Source organism: Clostridium sp. Marseille-Q2269 (assembly GCF_943736985.1).
GTDB lineage: Bacteria > Bacillota > Clostridia > Clostridiales > Clostridiaceae > Clostridium_F.
In genome coordinates this window covers 14,474-34,633 of the sequence record NZ_CALSFS010000002.1, presented here as the reverse complement: position 1 = coordinate 34,633, position 20,160 = coordinate 14,474, and the positions used below count along the sequence as shown (strand labels likewise).

Annotated in this window: 16 protein-coding genes; 8 read left to right on the top strand and 8 right to left on the bottom strand. The window is 29.9% G+C overall.

Annotated elements, in window-relative coordinates; genetic code table 11:
• Positions 1 to 13: 13 nt before the first annotated feature.
• The 8 genes from NGI68_RS04110 to NGI68_RS04075 form a co-directional block, all read right to left on the bottom strand.
• On the bottom strand, positions 14 to 1,231 hold the full coding sequence (locus tag NGI68_RS04110) for a YgeY family selenium metabolism-linked hydrolase (protein ID WP_251860226.1): 1,218 nt from the start codon (positions 1,229 to 1,231) through the stop codon (positions 14 to 16).
• A 22-nt stretch (positions 1,232 to 1,253) separates the two neighbouring features.
• Positions 1,254 to 2,582 (bottom strand): putative aminohydrolase SsnA, encoded by a 1,329-nt coding sequence (ssnA, locus tag NGI68_RS04105; protein WP_251860225.1) that lies wholly within the window; start codon positions 2,580 to 2,582, stop codon positions 1,254 to 1,256.
• A gap of 33 nt (positions 2,583 to 2,615) precedes the next feature.
• A complete protein-coding gene (ygfK, locus tag NGI68_RS04100; RefSeq protein ID WP_251860224.1) occupies positions 2,616 to 5,633 on the bottom strand; it encodes a putative selenate reductase subunit YgfK in 3,018 nt (1,005 codons plus the stop codon).
• 49 nt (positions 5,634 to 5,682) lie between these two features.
• Positions 5,683 to 6,879: a knotted carbamoyltransferase YgeW gene (gene ygeW / locus NGI68_RS04095; protein ID WP_251860223.1), complete on the bottom strand. Its 1,197-nt coding sequence runs from the start codon at positions 6,877 to 6,879 to the stop codon at positions 5,683 to 5,685.
• A 400-nt stretch (positions 6,880 to 7,279) separates the two neighbouring features.
• On the bottom strand, positions 7,280 to 8,671 hold the full coding sequence (hydA, locus tag NGI68_RS04090) for a dihydropyrimidinase (protein WP_251860222.1): 1,392 nt from the start codon (positions 8,669 to 8,671) through the stop codon (positions 7,280 to 7,282).
• Positions 8,672 to 8,719: 48 nt separating this feature from the next.
• Positions 8,720 to 10,108 (bottom strand): nucleobase:cation symporter-2 family protein, encoded by a 1,389-nt coding sequence (locus tag NGI68_RS04085; RefSeq protein ID WP_251860221.1) that lies wholly within the window; start codon positions 10,106 to 10,108, stop codon positions 8,720 to 8,722.
• Positions 10,109 to 10,149: 41 nt separating this feature from the next.
• Positions 10,150 to 11,361, bottom strand: a complete 1,212-nt coding sequence (gene dpaL / locus NGI68_RS04080; protein WP_251860220.1) for a diaminopropionate ammonia-lyase — start codon at positions 11,359 to 11,361, stop codon at positions 10,150 to 10,152.
• Positions 11,362 to 11,651: 290 nt separating this feature from the next.
• Positions 11,652 to 13,421, bottom strand: coding sequence for a sigma-54 interaction domain-containing protein (locus NGI68_RS04075; RefSeq protein WP_251860219.1), 1,770 nt, complete (start codon positions 13,419 to 13,421; stop codon positions 11,652 to 11,654).
• Between the two features lie 374 nt (positions 13,422 to 13,795).
• On the opposite strand from NGI68_RS04075, the gene yqeC reads away from it, so the two are divergent.
• The 8 genes from yqeC to NGI68_RS04035 are packed head-to-tail and all read left to right on the top strand — an operon-like array spanning position 13,796 to position 20,157.
• Positions 13,796 to 14,533: a selenium cofactor biosynthesis protein YqeC gene (gene yqeC, locus NGI68_RS04070; protein ID WP_251860218.1), complete on the top strand. Its 738-nt coding sequence runs from the start codon at positions 13,796 to 13,798 to the stop codon at positions 14,531 to 14,533.
• An 11-nt stretch (positions 14,534 to 14,544) separates the two neighbouring features.
• Positions 14,545 to 15,123: a molybdenum cofactor cytidylyltransferase gene (gene mocA, locus NGI68_RS04065; RefSeq protein WP_251860217.1), complete on the top strand. Its 579-nt coding sequence runs from the start codon at positions 14,545 to 14,547 to the stop codon at positions 15,121 to 15,123.
• A gap of 16 nt (positions 15,124 to 15,139) precedes the next feature.
• On the top strand, positions 15,140 to 15,976 hold the full coding sequence (gene yqeB, locus NGI68_RS04060) for a selenium-dependent molybdenum cofactor biosynthesis protein YqeB (protein ID WP_251860216.1): 837 nt from the start codon (positions 15,140 to 15,142) through the stop codon (positions 15,974 to 15,976).
• Positions 15,958 to 16,767 carry an XdhC family protein gene (locus tag NGI68_RS04055; protein WP_251860215.1) on the top strand — a complete coding sequence of 270 codons (810 nt, stop codon included), beginning with the start codon at positions 15,958 to 15,960 and terminating at the stop codon, positions 16,765 to 16,767. Before yqeB ends, NGI68_RS04055 begins: the two co-directional genes overlap by 19 nt.
• A gap of 23 nt (positions 16,768 to 16,790) precedes the next feature.
• Positions 16,791 to 17,336: a nucleoside-triphosphatase gene (locus NGI68_RS04050; protein WP_251860214.1), complete on the top strand. Its 546-nt coding sequence runs from the start codon at positions 16,791 to 16,793 to the stop codon at positions 17,334 to 17,336.
• Positions 17,330 to 18,298, top strand: coding sequence for a FecCD family ABC transporter permease (locus NGI68_RS04045; protein ID WP_251860213.1), 969 nt, complete (start codon positions 17,330 to 17,332; stop codon positions 18,296 to 18,298). The genes NGI68_RS04050 and NGI68_RS04045 overlap by 7 nt, the downstream gene beginning before the upstream one ends.
• A complete protein-coding gene (locus NGI68_RS04040) occupies positions 18,295 to 19,083 on the top strand; it encodes an ABC transporter ATP-binding protein (RefSeq protein ID WP_251860212.1) in 789 nt (262 codons plus the stop codon). The genes NGI68_RS04045 and NGI68_RS04040 overlap by 4 nt, the downstream gene beginning before the upstream one ends.
• Positions 19,084 to 19,101: 18 nt before the next feature.
• Positions 19,102 to 20,157: an ABC transporter substrate-binding protein gene (locus NGI68_RS04035; RefSeq protein WP_251860211.1), complete on the top strand. Its 1,056-nt coding sequence runs from the start codon at positions 19,102 to 19,104 to the stop codon at positions 20,155 to 20,157.
• Positions 20,158 to 20,160: the final 3 nt, after the last annotated feature.

The window sequence follows — 20,160 nt, the reverse complement described above, 5'->3', positions numbered from 1 at the left end:
ATAATCTAATTTATTATTTATTAGCAAATTCTTTAACATAAGTTATTGGGATTAATGCATACATTGCAGCACATTTTACTAATTCATCTTTCCAAGTTCTTTCGTTAGGTGCATGTGCTTGATCTTCGTGGCCTGGACCAAATCCTATACATGGTATTCCATATCTTCCCATTATAGAAACTGCATTTGTAGAGAATGTCCATTTATCAACTTTTGGCTCACTGTTAAATAAATCTTTATAACATTTAACAGCATTTTGGCATATAGGATGATCTTCTTTTAATACCCAAGTTGGGAAGAAGCATTCTGTTGGATATACTAAATCAGTATATGAAGGTCTTTCATAACTATACATTTCAACTTCAGCCTTTGCAGCTTTAACTGATGGTAAATTCTTAATTTGTTGAATTGCATATTCCCAAGTTTCTCCATCAGTAAGTCTTCTGTCTACTGATATAGTGCATCCATCTGCAACAGCACATCTTGAAGGTGATGAAAAGAATATTTCAGATACAGTTAAAGTACCCTTTCCTAAGAATTCATCATCCTTTAAATTTTCATTTAAAGCTTTCAATTCATTTAATATTGGACCCATTTTAAATATTGCGTTATCTCCTCTTTCAGGTGCTGATCCATGACAACTAATTCCATGAGTTGTAACCTTTATCTCCATTCTTCCTCTATGTCCTCTATATATATTTAATGAAGTTGGTTCTGTAATAACAACAAATTCAGGTTTTATTTTGTCTTCATTAACTATATATTGCCAACATAATCCATCACAATCTTCTTCTTGAACTGTACCTGTTACTATTAATGTATAATCATCTTCTAATTCAAGATCTTTGATTATCTTTCCTGCATATACCATAGAAGCCATTCCACCTTCTTGGTCTGTTACGCCTCTTCCTATTATTATTTCATCATCTTCATAGCCTTCATATGGATCATAATCCCATAAATTTCTATCCCCTATTCCAACTGTGTCTATATGAGCATCCATAGCAATAACATGTTTACCATGTCCTATAAATCCTAATACATTTCCCATAGGATCTATTTCTACCTTGTCAAATCCTACTTTTTCCATTTCTTCTTTTATTCTAAGTATTACCTCTTTTTCTTGACAGCTTTCACTTGGAATTCTAGCCATATCTCTTAAAAATTTTGATATTTCTGGTTTATACTTTTCAGCTAATTTTAATATTTCTTCCTTTTTAATAGTTTCCATTTAAATCCCTCCAATTTTTATATTAAAAACGTTTCCAAACTTCAGTTGCTAATTCTCTACTTCTAGCCATAATTCTTTCTTCATCAATATTAACAAGATTTTTGTTTTCCATTAACACTTTACCATTTATAATAGTTGTATCTACACATCTTCCAGTTATACCAAATAATATATGACTATTAATATTGTTCTCATTTATTGGTGTTGGTGGATTGTAATCTACTACTATTATATCTGCTAGTGCGCCTTCTTTTAAAACACCTACTTTTCCATCTATAAATCTTTCAGTAATCCTTTTATTATTATTAAATAGCATATCCGGAATTTCTCCCCATGCAACAGTTGAATCAGCCTTAGCATGTTTATGAATAATATTTGCTACTTTATAAGACTCAGTCATATCTGAAGTATATCCATCTGTTCCTAGTCCTAATAAAATTCCCTTTTTATACATTTCCAGCACAGGAGAAACGCCTACTGCATTACCCATATTTGATTCAGGATTATGAACTACTATTGCATTTTTTTCTTTAAGCATTTCCATCTCTTCATCTGAAGTATAAATGCAATGTACCGCTATAGTTTTATCTGAAAGAACTCCAGCATCATACCATCTTTGTATAACACCTTTACCATATTTAGCTTTTGAATCTTGCAAATCCTCAATTCCTTCTGCGCAATGAACATGGAATCCTGTGCTTAAACCATTTACTGCTTCTAAACATCTCTCTAAAGTCTTATCAGAAATTGTCATAGATGCATGAAGACCAAACATAGCTTTAATCATGTCATCATTTTTAGAATTACAGTATTTTATAAATTCTACATTTTCATTTATACCGTCATTGGCAATTTTCTCTCCATCTCTATCAGATGTTTCATAACATAAATTGCTTCTTATACCTATCTTTTCTGCTGCTTCTGCAATTTTAAACAAACTTCCTTTAGCTGCATAAGGGCTTGCATGATGATCAAATACAGTTGTTACACCATTTTTTACTTGGTCAATCATTGGTGCAATGGCACTATAATAAACATCTTCCAAAGTTAAAACTTTATCTAATCTCCACCAAAGACCTTTAAGTATATCAGGTAATGATTTTGCTGGTGGACTATCATTAGATATTCCTCTTCCAAAGGTACTGTAATAATGCATATGAGTATTTATAAAACCTGGCATTATTAATTTTCCTTTTGCATCTATGAATTTATGTTCTTTATATTTTTCTTTAAGATCCTTAGTTAAACCAATTTCAATAATTTTATTTTTATCAACAGCAACACATCCATTATCTATAATTGTTCTACCATTATCTCTGGTTATAACTTTTCCATTCCCAATTAATAACATTTATTATTTCTCCCCCCATTTATTACTATCAAGCTATAACATGTAACTGTATTTATTTATAAAAATTTTAATTATACTTTCCATTTCATTTGAAATTATTTCCTTCTGCCCAATAGTATAATCTACTACTTCGCCATCTTCTTTTCTAACCTTACATACCCCTTTATTATTATCTATAACTAAGAAACCTTTATTTGTACTATCTTCAAAATCATCATTTGTCCAGAAAAGTGTTATTTTATCCTTGTATGGATTTCCTTTATAAGGACAGAATATACCACAGTTACCACATTCATTGCACATTCCATCAATATGAACTATTTGATGTGAAGATTCGAATTCTCCCTCCACATTAATAACCATATTAGCTCTGTTCGGACAAACATCTACACATAATTCACATATATTATTACAGGATAAACATCTTTGTGATTCTTCTTCTGAACAACTAGCAGCTTTTAATATTCCCTTTTTGCTATATATGTCTTTTTTATCTGCAGCAATAACTTCTTTATGGAAATCATTACTTAATCCTTCTTTTGATAAAATGTCTTTGGCTACTGCCTTGCCATCAGCTATAGCTTTAACAATAGTGGCTGGTCCTTTTTTCATATCTCCTGCAGCATATACATTAGAAATACTTGTCTCACAGGCATTATTTACTTTAGGACATCCTTTACCATCTAATTCTATTTTGTTCTTTTCAAGTAAATCACTATCTACTTGCTCTCCTACAGCCGAGATGACTGTGTCTGCTTGTAACTCTATATTATTACCAGTTCCAATAGGTCTTCTTCTTCCTGAAGCATCTTTTTCTCCTAATTTCATTTCTTCGCAAGTCAGTTTTCCATCTTCTATTACCATAGGTGAAAGTAATTCTTTAAATAATATTCCTTCTGATTTAGCTAATTCTATTTCTTCAATACTGGCTGGCATATATTTTTCAGTTCTTCTATAAACTATATAAACATTCTCTACTCCTGGTGTTCTCTTGGCAGCACGTGCTGCATCCATTGCTACGTCCCCACCGCCGATGATACAAACATTTTTGCCTAAATCAATATTTCCATTAGTTTCTTTATGTTTTTCAAGGAATGAAATAGCACCCATTGCTTTTTCTTCTCCTTGTGTTAAATGTAACTTACCTGGTTTCCAAGCCCCTATTGCTAATATCAAATAATCATATTTATTTTTTAGATTATCTATATTTAAATTTTCATCTATACCAAATTCAAATTTTACTCCTTGCTTTTTCACAAGGTCAAAATCTTTTTTGATCATTTCAGAAGAAATTCTAAACTCTGGAATAACATATTGTATAACTCCATAAGGCTTTTCTTTCCTATCCATTACAGTTACATCCATACCATTTCTTCTTAAGAAAAGTGCTGATGCTAATCCTGCTGGTCCAGCTCCTACAATTCCTACTTTTTTATTACTTTTGATATCAGCTTCCTTTATACTCTCAATATACTTATCTTCAGCATTTAAAACTGCTATTTTTTTCATATCTCTGATTGAAACTGACTGATCATAATCAAGTCTTGTACATTTATATTGACAATTATGATTACAAATAGTTCCTGTAATTGCTGGTGAAGTATTATCTTTAGCTATAATCTTGAAAGCTTCGTCATATTTTTTTTCACCAACTAAAGCTACATATTCAGGTATTTGCTGATTTATAGGACATCCTATAGTACATGGAGCTATTGCACAATCATAAATTGGAAGTTCTAAAGAAACTTTCCTACTACTTACAGGTCTAAGATCTTTAACATGATATTTATCAGTTATAGAAGAATCTGCTAACTTACTTAAGAATTCTGTATCAATACCACTAAATACACCGCTTAAATGTTCTTCTATTTTTTTTGACATTTGAGTTATTCTTTCATATCCACCTGGTTTTAGTATAGTGGTTGCAAAAGTAATTGGCTGTATGCCTGCTTTCAAAATCTTTTCTACATTAAAGAAATCTGCACCACCTGAATAAGATATTTGTAGATCTCCATTAAATTCTGAAGATAATTTGCTTGCTAAAGTTATTGTAAGAGGGAAAAGAGAACGTCCTGACATATACATTTCTTCTCCTGGTAGTTCGTCATTTAAAATCTTCACAGGTAAAGTATTTGTAAGTTTAACACCCATTTGTAGATTTAACTTTTTAGCCACTGATTTTAAACGAGTAAGCATGGCTATTCCATCTTCATATTGTAGGTCGTTTACAAAATGATTTGGATTAAGAACTATATAATCATATCCCATCTTGTCAAATGTATTCCTAACAAATTCTTCTCCTAAAAGAGTTGGATTCATTTTTATAAATGTATGCAGATTTTTTTCTTCTAAAAGATATTTCCCAATTCTCTCTATCTCCTCTGGAGGACATCCATGAAGTGTAGATAATGTAATAGATGGACAAACTATAGGAGAAATTTTATCTAAATCTTCTCTACTAAATTTAGAGAATAAATCCATATTACAAAGTAAGGTTTCTTTGCACTCATTCCAGATTTTTGTATTAGATGCATTTCTCATTCCTTCTATGTAAGTATCTACCTTAGGAGATTTTATGCCCTCTAAATCGTAACCTACGCTCATATTAAACATAAAATCTCTTTCTTCACTTATATTTAATTCTTTCATTAAAACATGAAGTAAAAACCACGCTTTTATATATTCATTAAACGCTTCTGGTACTGCTAACTCTGTAGACCATTCTACGTTATAGCATTCATCTTGAGCATGAATACATGGTTTAGCTACAGGTAGATCTTCCCCATCAATAACTTGTACTGTTTTCAACTCAATAAAACGGCTTCCTGTAAGGTAAGATGCAACTATGTTTTGTGTCAACTGAGAATTAGGACCTGCTGCTGGGCCAAGTGGAGATGCTAATTTTTCTCCAAATAGTTCTATAAACTTACCACTATTATTTTTATAAAATTTATTTTTATGAATTCCAAATATAGATTCCTTCTCTTTAAGTTCTTTCATAATCCACATAACGGCTTTTTGAAAAGAGATTGGTCGCATCTTATCACTCATATAAAATTCCCCTCCCTAAGGGTATAATATATACCCTACTATATTAAAATTATTTTCCATTAAATCTTGGTTTATTTACTTTCATAAGTTCTTCAAATTTTGCAACTGGATCTTTAATTTTACTTAAAAACATCATTGCTGCAATAATATAAGGTTTATATCCTGCTTCTTTATAAAGTGGGTCACGGTAACGATCAAATACTGATGCAGCTACTTCTCCTTCATCGCAACTAACTCCAGTAATATCAGCTGGTAAGCAATGTAAATATAATGCTTTTTCATCCTTAGTAAGCTTCATCATTTCTTCTGTGCATTCCCAATCTTTATGTTTAGCATTTTCAGCTAATAATTCTTTTTCTAATACATCTATTTCTTTAAACTTACCTTCTCCATATAGATCTGTACGTTTTTCCATGAACGCAAAAGGTGCCCAACTCTTAGGATATACTATATCTGCATTTTCAAAAGCTTCCTTCATTGAATTAGTTTTTGTGAATTTTCCACCACTTACTTCACTATTCTTTTTTGCTACCTCTTCTACTTCTGGCATTAAATCATATCCTTCTGGATGTGCAAGCACAACATCCATTCCCATTCTTGTCATTAATCCTATTACCCCTTGAGGTACTGAAAGTGGTTTACCATAAGATGGTGAATATGCCCATGACATAGCTACTTTTTTACCTTTAAGATTTTCTACTCCACCAAAATAATGGATCATATGTAACAAATCTGCCATACATTGAGTTGGATGATCTATGTCACATTGAAGATTTACAAGTGTAGGACGTTGTTCTAAAACTCCTGATTCATGACCTTCTTTAACTGCATCAGCTACTTCATGCATATATTTATTTCCTTTACCTATAAACATATCATCTCTAATTCCTATAACGTCAGCCATAAATGAAATCATATTTGCTGTTTCACGAACTGTTTCTCCATGAGCAATTTGTGATTTTCCTTCATCTAAATCCTGCACTTCTAATCCTAATAGGTTACATGCACTTGCAAAACTAAATCTTGTTCTTGTTGAATTATCACGGAAAACTGAAATTCCAAGTCCACTATCAAATATTTTTGTTGATATATTGTTTTCTCTCATTTTGCGTAAAATATCTGCTACGGTAAATACTGCTTTTAACTCATCATCAGTTCTTTCCCAAGTTAGAAAAAAATCATTATTATACATTTCCCTAAAATCTAATTTTTTTAATTCTCCAGTTAATTTTTTAATATTTTCCATTACATACGCCTCCTAAATTTTATAATTAAATATTATGTTTGCATACTAAATTATTTAATGTTAAAACTTTATATTTGTATTTATCTTTTATATCCTCCCTCACTATTTTATACAAGCAATATCTATGCCAAAGTAATTTACCACTACAAATGGTTAGTTTATAAAAATTATAGTAAAAAATCCATTATTAAAATGATAATTTTATCATTTTAATAATAATTGTGATAAATATTGATAATCTTTCTTTTAAATTTTCATACCATAATATAATTTATCATTTTGATAAATTATATATAAATACAATGCAAAAGAGCCTCTTTTGAGTTAATATATTAAGTCATCTTCTATAAAAGATACTCTTAACTTTAAACCTACAAAAGAAGGCTCTATAATTATTTAACTATATTGTAGAAAGATCTGCTTTTTTTCTTTTTAAAAACTTTCCATATCCTTTTTCTCCAATAAACTTATTATCCTTAACTATAATCTTTCCTCGGGAAATAGTAACTATAGGATATCCTTGAAGCTTCATTCCTTCATAAGGAGTATAATCCACATTTTCATGAAGCAGTGATTTTGTGATTTTCACTTTTTTATTAGGGTCTATTATAACTATATCACCATCAGCACCAACAGAAATGCTTCCTTTCTTAGGATACAATCCAAATATTTTTGCTGGCTTTGTACTTATTAAATCTACAAATCTATTTAAAGATATTCTTTTTTTCATAACTCCTTCTGAAAATATTAAAGGAACTCTAGTTTCTATACCAGGCATTCCACTTGGGCACTTAGTAAAATCATCTTTTCCCAATTGTTTTTCTACATTAAGATTAAAAGGACAATGATCTGTAGCAATAACTTGTATATATCCATCTTGAATTCCCTTCCACAATCCATCTTGATTAGACTTTTCTCTTAAAGGAGGACTAAGAATGTATTTTAATCCATCATTGTCTTCACCTTTATATTTTTCCTCATCTAAAAATAAATATTGAGGACATGTCTCTGTAAAAATATTTTTTTGTCCATTATCTTTTGCCATTTTTATATAATCTAATCCTAGCTTACAAGAAAGATGTACTATGTATAAAGGAGCATCTCCCGCCATTTTAGCAATATTTATCATTCTATTTATAGATTCAACTTCACAATATATAGGTCTACTTTTTGCATGATACATAGGAGATGTAAATCCATTGGTTGAATAATATTGTCTTAAATAATTAACAACATCATTATTCTCTGGGTGTACAGCAGTAATCATTCCTATTTCCTTAGATTTCATCAGTATCTTAAATACTTCTAAATCACTCAATTTATAGTCATAAGTCAAATAAATCTTATTGCTTGTCACCCCTTCATTGGAAAGCTCTTCAAGCTCTTTTAACATGCCATCGTTTACATATTGAGTAACTGCATGAAACCCATAATCTATAACCGCATTACCTTTAGCATAGCTATGATATATATTTACTTGATGATGTAGATTACATTCTTTAGGACCAAATGCTAAATGATCGACTATAGTTGTAGTTCCACCACATGCGGCTGCTACAGTTCCAGTATAAAAATCATCTGTGGCCACAGCTATTCCTGTATCTAAGTTAAGATGAGTATGAACATCTACGCCTCCAGGAATTATATATTTACCATCTGCATTAATTATTTCTTCAGCATCTTCATATAGGTTCATACCTATTTTAGTTATAATGCCATTATTTATATATATATCTCCTTTAAAAGTCTCTCCTGAAGTAACAATAATCCCATTTTTTATTAAAGTGGCCATATGAAAATACATCTCCTTTTATATATAATAAAAAACACTTTTTAAAATTCATATATTTTTTGCTACTTTTTCTCCATTTTCTATATTTTCTTTTATTATGGAATTCTTACTTTTACCAAGTTCATTGAAAAACAAATTTAAAATTATAGCTGTTAAACTTCCTGTTGTTATTCCACTATGAAATAAAGTTTCTACCCATTGTGGGAATCCACTATAAAAAGTTGGTACTGCTAAGGGAATCATTGAAAGTCCAATACTTACTGCTATTATCATAGCATTTTTAGTGCCTTTAAATTCCACCTTACCAAGAGTGGAAATGCCACCTGATGCTACCATACCAAACATAGCTATACCTGCTCCCCCAAGAACAGGGTATGGTATGGAAGCTACCACAGCTCCTGCCTTTGGGAACAATCCTAGTAATATCAAAATTCCTCCTGAAGTAGCTACTACAAAACGGCTTTTTACTCCTGTTAGATTTATAAGTCCAACATTTTGACCAAAAGCAGTATGAGGAAAAGTATTAAATATCCCAGCTAGCATTGTAGCAAATCCATCTGTTCTAAGACCCCTAGTTAAATTCTTATCATCTATTTTCTTGTCAACCAATTCATGTATAGCCATCATATTTCCTGTGGCTTCTGTCATCATAACTAACATAACTAATATCATTGATATTATAGCTGTTAAATTAAACTTAATCATACCAAAATATAAAGGAATATCTATATTAATCCATCCTGAACTATTAACTCTGCTAAAGTCTGACATTCCTAGCATTGAAGCAACTATAGTTCCTATGATTATTCCTAATAATATAGATATATTCCCTAAGATTCCTTTAAAAAACCTATACATAATCAAAGTTAGTATTAAAACAAATAATGCTAATAATATATTCTTAGGACTTCCAAATGTAGGGGATTTTACATCATTTCCTGCACACCATTTAACTGCCACTGGAAGCAATGATAAACCTATTATAGTTATTACTGTTCCAGTTACTACTTTAGGGAAAAATCTTATTAGTTTTCCGAAAAAAGGTGCCATAATAAAACAAAATAATCCAGCTACAAATGTAGCTCCAAATATTGTTGTAATACCTGTAACTGGATCTCCTGGATAAGTATTTGCAATAGCTATTATTGCTGACACAGATGCAAAACTTGCTCCCTCAATAACAGGAACTTTTGCTCCAATAAAATTTTTCACCCCTAATGATTGTACCAAAGTTGCTATTCCTGAAACAAAGAGATCTGCATTTATAAGAAATATTATCTGATCTGCAGATAATTTCAATGCACCTCCTATTATCAAAGGAACAGCAACTGCGCCTGCACACATTGCTAAAACATGCTGTAGCCCCAAAATAAATAACTGCTGTGGTGGAAGTAACTCATCAACAGGAGCCGTTTCATTATTTACCTTACTATCCATTTTTATACCCCACGTCTTTTCATTTACTATTTTAATAAATTTTAATCAGAGTATTCCCCATTCCAAACGATACTTCTATATTTATCTGGGTCTGTATCTCCTTCAGTACTAAATAAAAGCACTCTTGAATTTTCATCTAATTTTAATTTTTCCCTTAATTCCTTCATATCATCTCTTGTCATTAGAGCCTTTAAAAGTCCCGCCGTTACCGCTCCTGACTCTCCTGATATTACTCTTCTATCTTCCTTAATAGGATTTCCTAACATTCTCATACCATTTGCTGAAACCCAATCTGGACAAGATACAAATACTGAACTATAAGATTTTAAAACTTCCCAACCTATAGTATTAGCTTCTCCACAAGCAAGTCCAGCCATTATAGTAGGCATATCTCCTGTTACTGCTCTTGGCTTTCCATCTCCAGCCACTGCTGATTTATATAAACAAGCTGCCTCATCAGCTTCTACTATTACAGTTGTTGGACATTCATCTTTAAATACTGAAGCAAAATATCCTTGAACGCCACCTGCTAAAGAACCAACGCCAGCTTGCACAAATACATGAGTAGGGCTCTCTACATTTAATTCTTTTAATTGTTCTAATGCTTCTGATGCCATAGTTCCATAACCTTGCATGATCCAAGTAGGAATTTCTTCATATCCTTCCCATGCAGTATCTTGAACCATAACCCAACCGTTTTTTTCAGCATGTGAAGCTGCAAGTCTTACTGCATCATCATAATTTAGATCAGTTATAGATGCGTCAGCTCCTTCTTTTCTTATATTTTCAAGACGTGTAAGTGAAGATCCCTTTGGCATGTAAACTACTGATTTTTGATTTAATTGTGCTGCAGTCCATGCTACTCCTCTACCATGATTTCCATCTGTAGCTGTGATAAATGTTATATCTCCAAGTTCTTTTCTTATTTCTTCTGAAGTAAGCTTTTCATAACTTAATTCTGAAATATCTTTACCTAATTGCTTTGCTAAATATTTTCCCATAGAATATGAACCACCCAATACCTTAAAAGCATTAAGTCCAAAACGATAAGATTCATCTTTTACATATATTCCACCTAATCCTAAATGCTTAGATAAATTATCTAAACTTACTAAAGGAGTTTTTGTAAATTGAGGAAAGCTTTGATGAAAAGCTCTAGCTTTTTTCATTTCTCTCTCCCCCAAAAATTCTACAGATACCTTATTAGACTCATTAGCCATAGTATTTTTCTGCCATTTTATTTTTTTACTCATTCTATTCCCTCTTTTCTTTTTTTGCTTTTTAATAAATAGTTACTAGCAATAGTTGTGCCATAATTTAACTATTAGCTAAAATATATATTTTTATATTCTTCTTAAAATAGCATCTGTTTGAATTTTCTATTTTCTAATTAAATATAAAAATACAAAGCTTATAGGTTGCTTTGTATTTTTATAAAATCTCATCCTTAAAAATATGTAATTTTGTTATCAAAATAATAATTACTTATCATTGTGATAAAATGCTCAGTATTATAACTTACAGTAAATTAAATAACTTAAAATTATAATTTTGATAAATCCTTTATTCCTTCTAGTTTTCTATATAAAGTAGCTATACCTATGCCTAGATGTTTTGCAGCTAATTGCTTACCTTTAGTGTCGTTCCCATATATATCTAATGCTTTTAAAATATACTCTTTTTCTATATCCTTTAAAGGTTTTATATCTCCATTTATACAGCTTTCATGTGTTTGATAATTTTGACTCTCTACTATATTTAATGGAAGCATATCCTTAGCTATTATGCCTGTATCATCAGCCATATTTATCATAAATTCCACGGCATTCTCTAATTCTCTTACATTGCCATACCAAGGATAATTAAGCAAAATATCTTTACACTTTTTATCAATCTCATAAACAGATTTTCCGAATAATCCATTATATTTTTCTATCAGCATTTTCATAAGAAGTTCTATATCTTCTTTTCGTTCTCTTAAAGGTGGTATATTTAGTGGTATAACATTAAGTCTATAATATAAATCTTCCCTAAATTTATTTTCTTTTATAAGCTTCTTAAGATCTTTATTGGTAGCTGCTATAACCCTTATGTCTAAATCAATCAGATGATTTGAACCTATCCTTACTAATTTTCTTTCCTGAAGTACCCTTAATATCTTAACCTGAAGATACAAAGGCATGTCCCCTATTTCATCTAAAAATATTATTCCTTTATTAGCTAACTCAAATTTCCCGACTCTTCCATTTGGATCTGCTCCACTAAAGGCACCTCTAACATATCCAAACAGCTCACTCTCTAAAAGTGCATCCGGTATAGCTCCACAATTTATAGCTATAAATGGATTAGTACTTTTGTCACTTTCACAATGTATAGCCCTTGCAATCACTTCTTTTCCCGTACCACTTTCTCCAGTTATAAGTACAGTAGATCTTGAACAAGAAATCTTTTTAATTCTATTTTTAAGCTGAATCATAGACTTTGATTTTCCAATAATATCATCAACTTTTATAACTTCTCTTCCACCACTAACCTTGCATATTTTAGACTTTAAATGTTTTATTTCTTCAAATACAAATATTCTATCATAAGAAGGTAGTACTGGAAAAACAGGTATAATTCTACCCATAAGTTTAAATTTCTTGTTATTTATGACTACATTATACACATCTCCGCCCATTATATATTCACTGGTGGATGTAATTTCTATTTTTTTATTTATATCATCATTAGGATTAATCTTCAGCTGTCTAGTAGCACTTGCATTCATATGAATTATATGATTATTTTTAGTAACTAAAACTCCTTTATCTACACTATCTATTATCTGCTTTAATAATTCTAACATCATATTATTTCTTTTACTTTCAGAATGTTCATACGATTTAGTGCTTATAAAGTCCGATATTTGATCTAACACCTGCATATATGAATCTAAGTTTTCTATAAAATGATCTCTCTGACTACTTTTTGAACATATAAGCCCTATTACTCCTATAATGTCTTCATTCAAAATAATAGGAGTACATACCAGCATTTTTTCTACACAATTATTCCTGTGGTTACATTCCTTACACAGCATATGGTCACCTGGAGTTTTTATTATCTGCTTTTCTCTAGTTTTTATAACATGGTTGTATACATACCCTTCTTTTGATATATCTTTATTTATTTCGTTTTCATAGATACCAGTACCTGCTATTCTGCATAAATTTTCATCTACAATCTCTACATCCACTTTTATTACGTTTGAAATTATACTTGCATACTTAGCTACTGTATCTTGAATTTGCAATAATGTAGAATTTTTCATTTTATATCATTCCTTAAACAATATTTTTGTTTTTTTCTACAATAGTTCTCAATAAATACCATAATTTAATCTTAACACAATTAAATATAAATTAAAATAATATTTGAGTTAATATTTTTATCAATATTATAAAAATTTTTAATTAGCCATTGAAAACTTAGAGAATAAATGATTTATCAATATTATAAAAATATATCATTTTGATAATTATTATATATCCATATTATTTTTAATATAGTTTATTTTCCAAATACATTATTTTATCATTGTTTGTACCCTATATAATCTTTGATTATGAATACAAAAACCATGAAAATATTTGGCATGGTTGTTGCTTTCATTAATTTTACAAAATAAAAATTATAGAGGTAAAAATGCTTATTTCAAGTATATTAGAATTAACAAAAGGATCTGTGGTATCTATAGTTGGAGCTGGTGGAAAAACCACTCTAATGTTTAATATAGCAAAGGAATTACGGCCTTGTAATAAAGTCCTATTAACAACCACCACCAAAATATATAAGCCGGAGAAATCTTCATATGATTTCATTTGTATTGGTGAAGAAAATTGCTCTATGTATGATACTTTGAAAGTTAATGGCTTATATGTATATGGAAAACTTATAAATCATGACAATAAATTAATAGGTTTAACAAAAGAATTTCTCTATGATAAATTTAATTATTTTGATTACTCTCTTATAGAAGCAGATGGATCAAAAAGAAAGCCCATTAAGGGCTGGCAAGAAAACGAACCAGTTATATGTGAAAACACAACCAATACCATAGGTGTTCTAGATATAACTTGTATAAATAAAATAATAAATGATGTTAACGTTCATAGAGTAAATCATTTTATAAAAATAACTAATGGAAATGTAAATGAAAAAATATCTATACAGATGATAAGTTCCTTAATAACTCATCCTTTGGGACTTTTCAAAAGCTCTAAAGGAGAAAAGATATTATTTATAAATAAGGTAGAAGATAAGTATACTATGCTAATTGCATATAAATTGATACATAATTTGCTTAAAACATCTAACTTATCTATACATAAAATAGTTATAGGAAGCTTAAAAGAAAACAAATATAATTCAATCTGTCTTTAATGGAGGTTCGTATGGTAAACGCTATTATAATGGCATCTGGTAATTCAACTAGAATGGGAACAAATAAATTAACGCTGCCATATAAAGGCAAGTTCATTGTTGAACATGTTATAGATTCTGTAAAACAATGTAATTTCAATAACATTATACTAGTTGGTAAAGAGCAACAAATGTTAGATATAGCTAAAGATAACAATATTTTAACTATTTTAAATAAAGAATCCTATAAAGGACAAAGCCAGTCTATCAAGCTAGGTATTTTAAATACGTGTGCATCAGACGGGTATATGTTTTTCACTGCTGATCAACCATTAATAGACTCCTATACTATAAACTTATTATTAGATGCTTTCATAAACAATAAAAACTCTATAATAATACCTAGGTACAAAAACAAGGTTGGTTCTCCTACTATATTTTCTGCAAAATTCAAAAATCAATTACTTAATTTACAAGGAGATATAGGTGGTAAAACTGTTATACATAATAATATGGATGAAGTTTTATTTGTAGATTTAGAAAGCGGTAGTTGCTTATTAGATATTGATACAATCCAAGATTATGAGTATATATTAAACACAAATTTATAATAAGGATGGGTTAAATATGTATAAAGATATTATAATTGTTAGAGGTGCAGGAGATATAGCTTCTGGTACTATAAATAGGCTTCATAAAAGCGGCTTTAAAATATTAGTTCTGGAAACCAATAATCCTACTTCTATAAGACGAAACGTATGCTATAGCGAGGCTATATATGATGGTAAAATTACTATTGAAAATGCTACAGCTATAAAAGCAAATAATTTTAATGAAATATTAAAGTGTTGGCAAAATAATAAAATTCCTATTACAATTGATCCTCATGGAAAATTTATAGATATGTTAAAACCTAAAGTATTAGTAGATGCTATACTTGCAAAAAAAAATTTAGGTACAAAAATAGATATGGCTGAAATAACAATAGGTCTAGGTCCTGGTTTTGAAGCTGGTAAAGATGTAAATGCAGTTATAGAAACCATGCGTGGACATAACTTAGGAAGAGTTATATTAAAGGGACCAGCAATGAAAAACACAGGAATTCCTGGAGAAATTGGAGGATACTCTAAAGAAAGAGTCATATATAGTCCAACCAAAGGAATTATTAAAAGTATCCGCCAAATAGGAGATTTTGTTTGTGCTGGTGAAATATTAGCTTATGTAGATGATTGTGAAATCAAAACACAAATAAGTGGATTGTTAAGAGGTCTTATAAGAGATGGTAGTAAAATTAACAAGGGTCTTAAAATAGGCGATGTAGATCCAAGATGTCATGAAATAAAAAATTGTTATACCATATCTGATAAAGCACGAAGTATAGGTGGTAGTGTATTGGAAGCTATTTTATATTTTACTAATAAAAATCCTGAAAGGAGGATAAATTTATGGAACAAAATATCCTAAGAAAGATTTATGAAAGCGTTAATAAAGGTGATACTGTAGCTTTGGCTACTATAACTTATATTTCCGGTTCTACTCCTGGTAAAACCGGAGCAATAATGGCAGTATGGAAAGATGGTAAAATTGAAGGTACTGTAGGGGGAGGTAAAGTTGAACATGAAATTATAAAGAAATCCTTAGAATGTATTAAATACAATGAAAACAGTTCCTTTGAATACAGCCTAAATGAAAATGGTGAGTTAGGTATGCGCTGCGGTGGAGAAGCTAAAGGCTTTATAAAAATATTTTCTCCTGAAACTAAACTAATAATAGTTGGTGCAGGTCATATAGCATTTCATCTTCACAAGATAGCTAAAATTTTAAATTTTTATACAGTAATAATAGATGATAGAGAAAATTTTGCAAATAAAGACAGATTTCCTAATGCAAATGAAATAATAGTGGAAAAAGTTGATGAAGCTCTAAATAAATATCCTATAAATAAAAATACATACATCGTTATAGTAACAAGAGGACACAAGGATGATTCTTTAGCTTTAGAGACTGTAGTTTCTAAAGAAGCTGCTTATATAGGTATGATAGGAAGCGCTCATAAAACATCTTATATTATGAACAATTTAGTATCCAAAGGTATTTCTAGAGAAAAACTAAAAAAAGTATTTGCTCCTATTGGATTAGATATAGCTTGTGAAAAACCTGAAGAGATAGCTCTAGGTATTTTAAGTGAAATTTTATTAATTAAAAATAAAGGAACTTTAAATCATGTTAAAGATTTAAATAATATAGTCTTTTAGATTTTAAACAAAGGAGACTTACTATGCATAATTTGTTTCTTACAGCCCCTAGTGGAACTGGTAAAAGTACCATAATAAAAAAAATATTATGTGAATTAAATATTTCAATAGGAGGATTTCAAGTAGAACGTTGCATAAATAATGAAGGCAATATTTACTTCGATATGATATCTGTTAAAGATAAAGAAAATAACAACATAATTGGGGAATGCACAAAAAATAAAAATCCAATTGCAAATATATATGCCTTTGAGACCAAAGGAGTTGAAATATTAAATACCAGCTTAGAAAATAGTGACTTAATAATATTAGATGAAATAGGTTTTCTTGAAGAAACTGCCGAGGAATTCAAATCTTCCATAAGAAAAGTTTTAGATAGTAACAAAATAGTATTAGGCGTATTAAAAGAATTAAATTCTCCCTTTTTAAATGAAATACGTAATAGGACAGATATCTCCATAGTAAAAGTTACTTTAGATAATAGAAATAATATTAAAAACCATATATTAGATATATTAGAAAATTGGATTTCTTCTATAAAACCTAAAAATGAGATGATTTTATGGTAAAAATAAAAAAATATTTAATATTTCCTATAGGAGCTACTTTAATTCTATTATCTATATGTATAGGAAGATATTCCATATCCTTATATGATTTACTCTCCCTAAATGATAAAGCTATGACCATATTTTTCAACTTACGTCTACCTAGAATTATAACTGCTCTATTGGTAGGTGGAGCTTTGTCTACTGCTGGTGCTTCTTATCAGGGCATGTTTAAAAATCCTTTAGTATCTCCTGATATTTTAGGCGCATCCGCTGGTGCTAGTTTTGGTGTTGCCCTAGGAATATTGCTTTCTTTTAATGTTAATCTTATACAAATCTTAGCATTTATATTTGGCTTAATAGCAGTTATAAGCTCCTGGAAAATAAGCAGAAGAATTCCCCATCATGATCCAAGCTTAGTTTTAGTTTTATCTGGCATGTTGGTTCAAGGATTATTTACATCTGCAGTGTCCCTTGTAAAATACATATGCGATCCTTATGATAAACTTCCTGCTATAACCTTTTGGCTTATGGGTGGTTTATCTTCTATAACATCAAATGATTTGCAAATTATGATAATACCTATAATTGCAGGATTGATTCCTCTACTTTTAATAAGATGGAAACTTAATATATTATCTTTTCCAGAAGATGAAGCAAAAACCTTGGGAGTAAATACTGATAGGATAAGAGTCATTGTAATAATATGCTCTACTCTACTTAGTGCTTCAATAGTTTCCTATTGCGGAGTTATTGGATGGGTTGGATTAGTTATCCCTCATTTAACACGTTCAATATATGGTCCTAATTATAAAGTTTTACTGCCAGCTTCTTTTTTCATAGGTAGCTTGTATATGTTATTAGTGGATGATTTAGCTAGGCTCATGTTTCCTGTAGAGGTTCCCCTTGGAATATTAACCTCTTTGATTGGAATACCATTTTTCGCTTACTTATTAATAAATGTAAAGAAGGGTTGGTTATGAAACTAGAAATACGAAAAGCTTCCTTTGGATATGGTGAAAATATACTTTACACTAACTTGTCTTTTAGTTTAAATTCTGGAGAATTATTATGTGTACTGGGTCCTAATGGCATAGGCAAAACTACCCTTTTTAAAACTATATTAATGCTTTTAAAATTAAAATCTGGGGAAATCTTAATAGATGGTAAGAATATAAATACTTTTCCTTATAAAAAACTATACAAATGTATAGCTTATGTACCGCAGGCACATACCCCACCATTTCCTTTTACAGTAATGGATGTAGTATTAATGGGACGTGCCGCTTACATAAAGGATTTTTCATGTCCAAGTAAGATGGATAAGAAAATAGCAGAAAACTCTTTGAATCTTTTAGATATAAGCCATTTTAAAAATAAAATTTATACAGAACTAAGTGGAGGAGAAAGACAATTAGTATTAATTGCAAGAGCTATTGCCCAAGAAGCATCTATAATAATAATGGATGAACCTACATCAAACCTTGACTATGGAAATCAAATAAAAGTTTTAACATTAATAAAATCTCTATGTACAAATAGCAATCAAACTATAATTATGTCCTGTCACAATCCTAACCACGCTCTTTTGTATGGAACAAAGGTTGCTATTATGAAACGAGGAGGTTTATTCTCCTTTGGTGAACCATGCCATGAAATTACTACTGAAGTTATAAAAGATATTTATGGAGTAAATATAAAAATAGTAGAAACTAACATTAATGAAAGCTTAACCAAAAATGTATGTATACCATTTGATTTTAAATAAAAAAGGAGTACTAACAAAATGAGAAAAAAAATTACAAGTCTATTGCTAACTTTAATTATTGTATTTTCTCTTTCTGGCTGTAGTTTTACATCTACGTCTTCTTCCAATAGTTATAAAACTATAACAGACCAAGCTAGAAGAGAGGTAAAAATACCATCTAAAATAGAGAAAATATATTGTACAAGTCCCTTAGGTTCTGTATTTATTTATTCATTATGCCCTGAAAAGTTAGCTGCATGGAATAACAAACTTCCAAAAAAATCTTTGAAATATCTAAAACCAGATACCAATAAGCTTCCTATAGCAGGTAGCTTACAAGGTAAAAAGTCCGGTAATATAGAAGAAATATCAAAATTGAAACCTGATATAGTAATATCTATGGGAGACATAAATGATTTAACTATATCTCAGGTAGAAAAGTTTCAAAAACAATCTAATATTCCATTTATCCTTGTGGATGGTAAAATGGATAAATTACCTTCTGCCTATAGATTTGTTGGAAACTTATTAAATAAAAAAGATGAAGCTGAAAATCTAGCTAAATACTGTGAAAAATCTCTTAAAGACTCAAAAGATGTTATAAAAAATATTAAAGAAAATAAAAAAATAAAAGTCTATTATGCGGAAGGCACCAAAGGATTAGAAACAGATCCAGAAGGATCTCTTCATTCTGAAGTAATAAAATATGCAGGTGGGAAAAATGTAGCAAACTTCCCTGTAAAGCATAAAGAACGAAATGTTATATCTATGGAACAAATTATATCTTGGAATCCTGATGTCATTGTTTCAGATACAAATGTAAATGTGTTTAAAGATAATTCATGGAACCAGATTTCTGCAGTAAAAGAAAATAAACTTTACATAATTCCATCATTACCCTTTAGTTGGTTCGATAAGCCACCATCAATCAATAGATTAATGGGAATAAAATGGCTTCAGTCTTGCTTATATCCAAATTTATATAAAGGAGATATACAGAAAGATACAAAAGAATTCTTTAAATTATTTTATCATAAAGATCTTTCCCAGGAAGAGGTTAATGACCTTTTAAAAACAAATATACCTAATAAATAAATA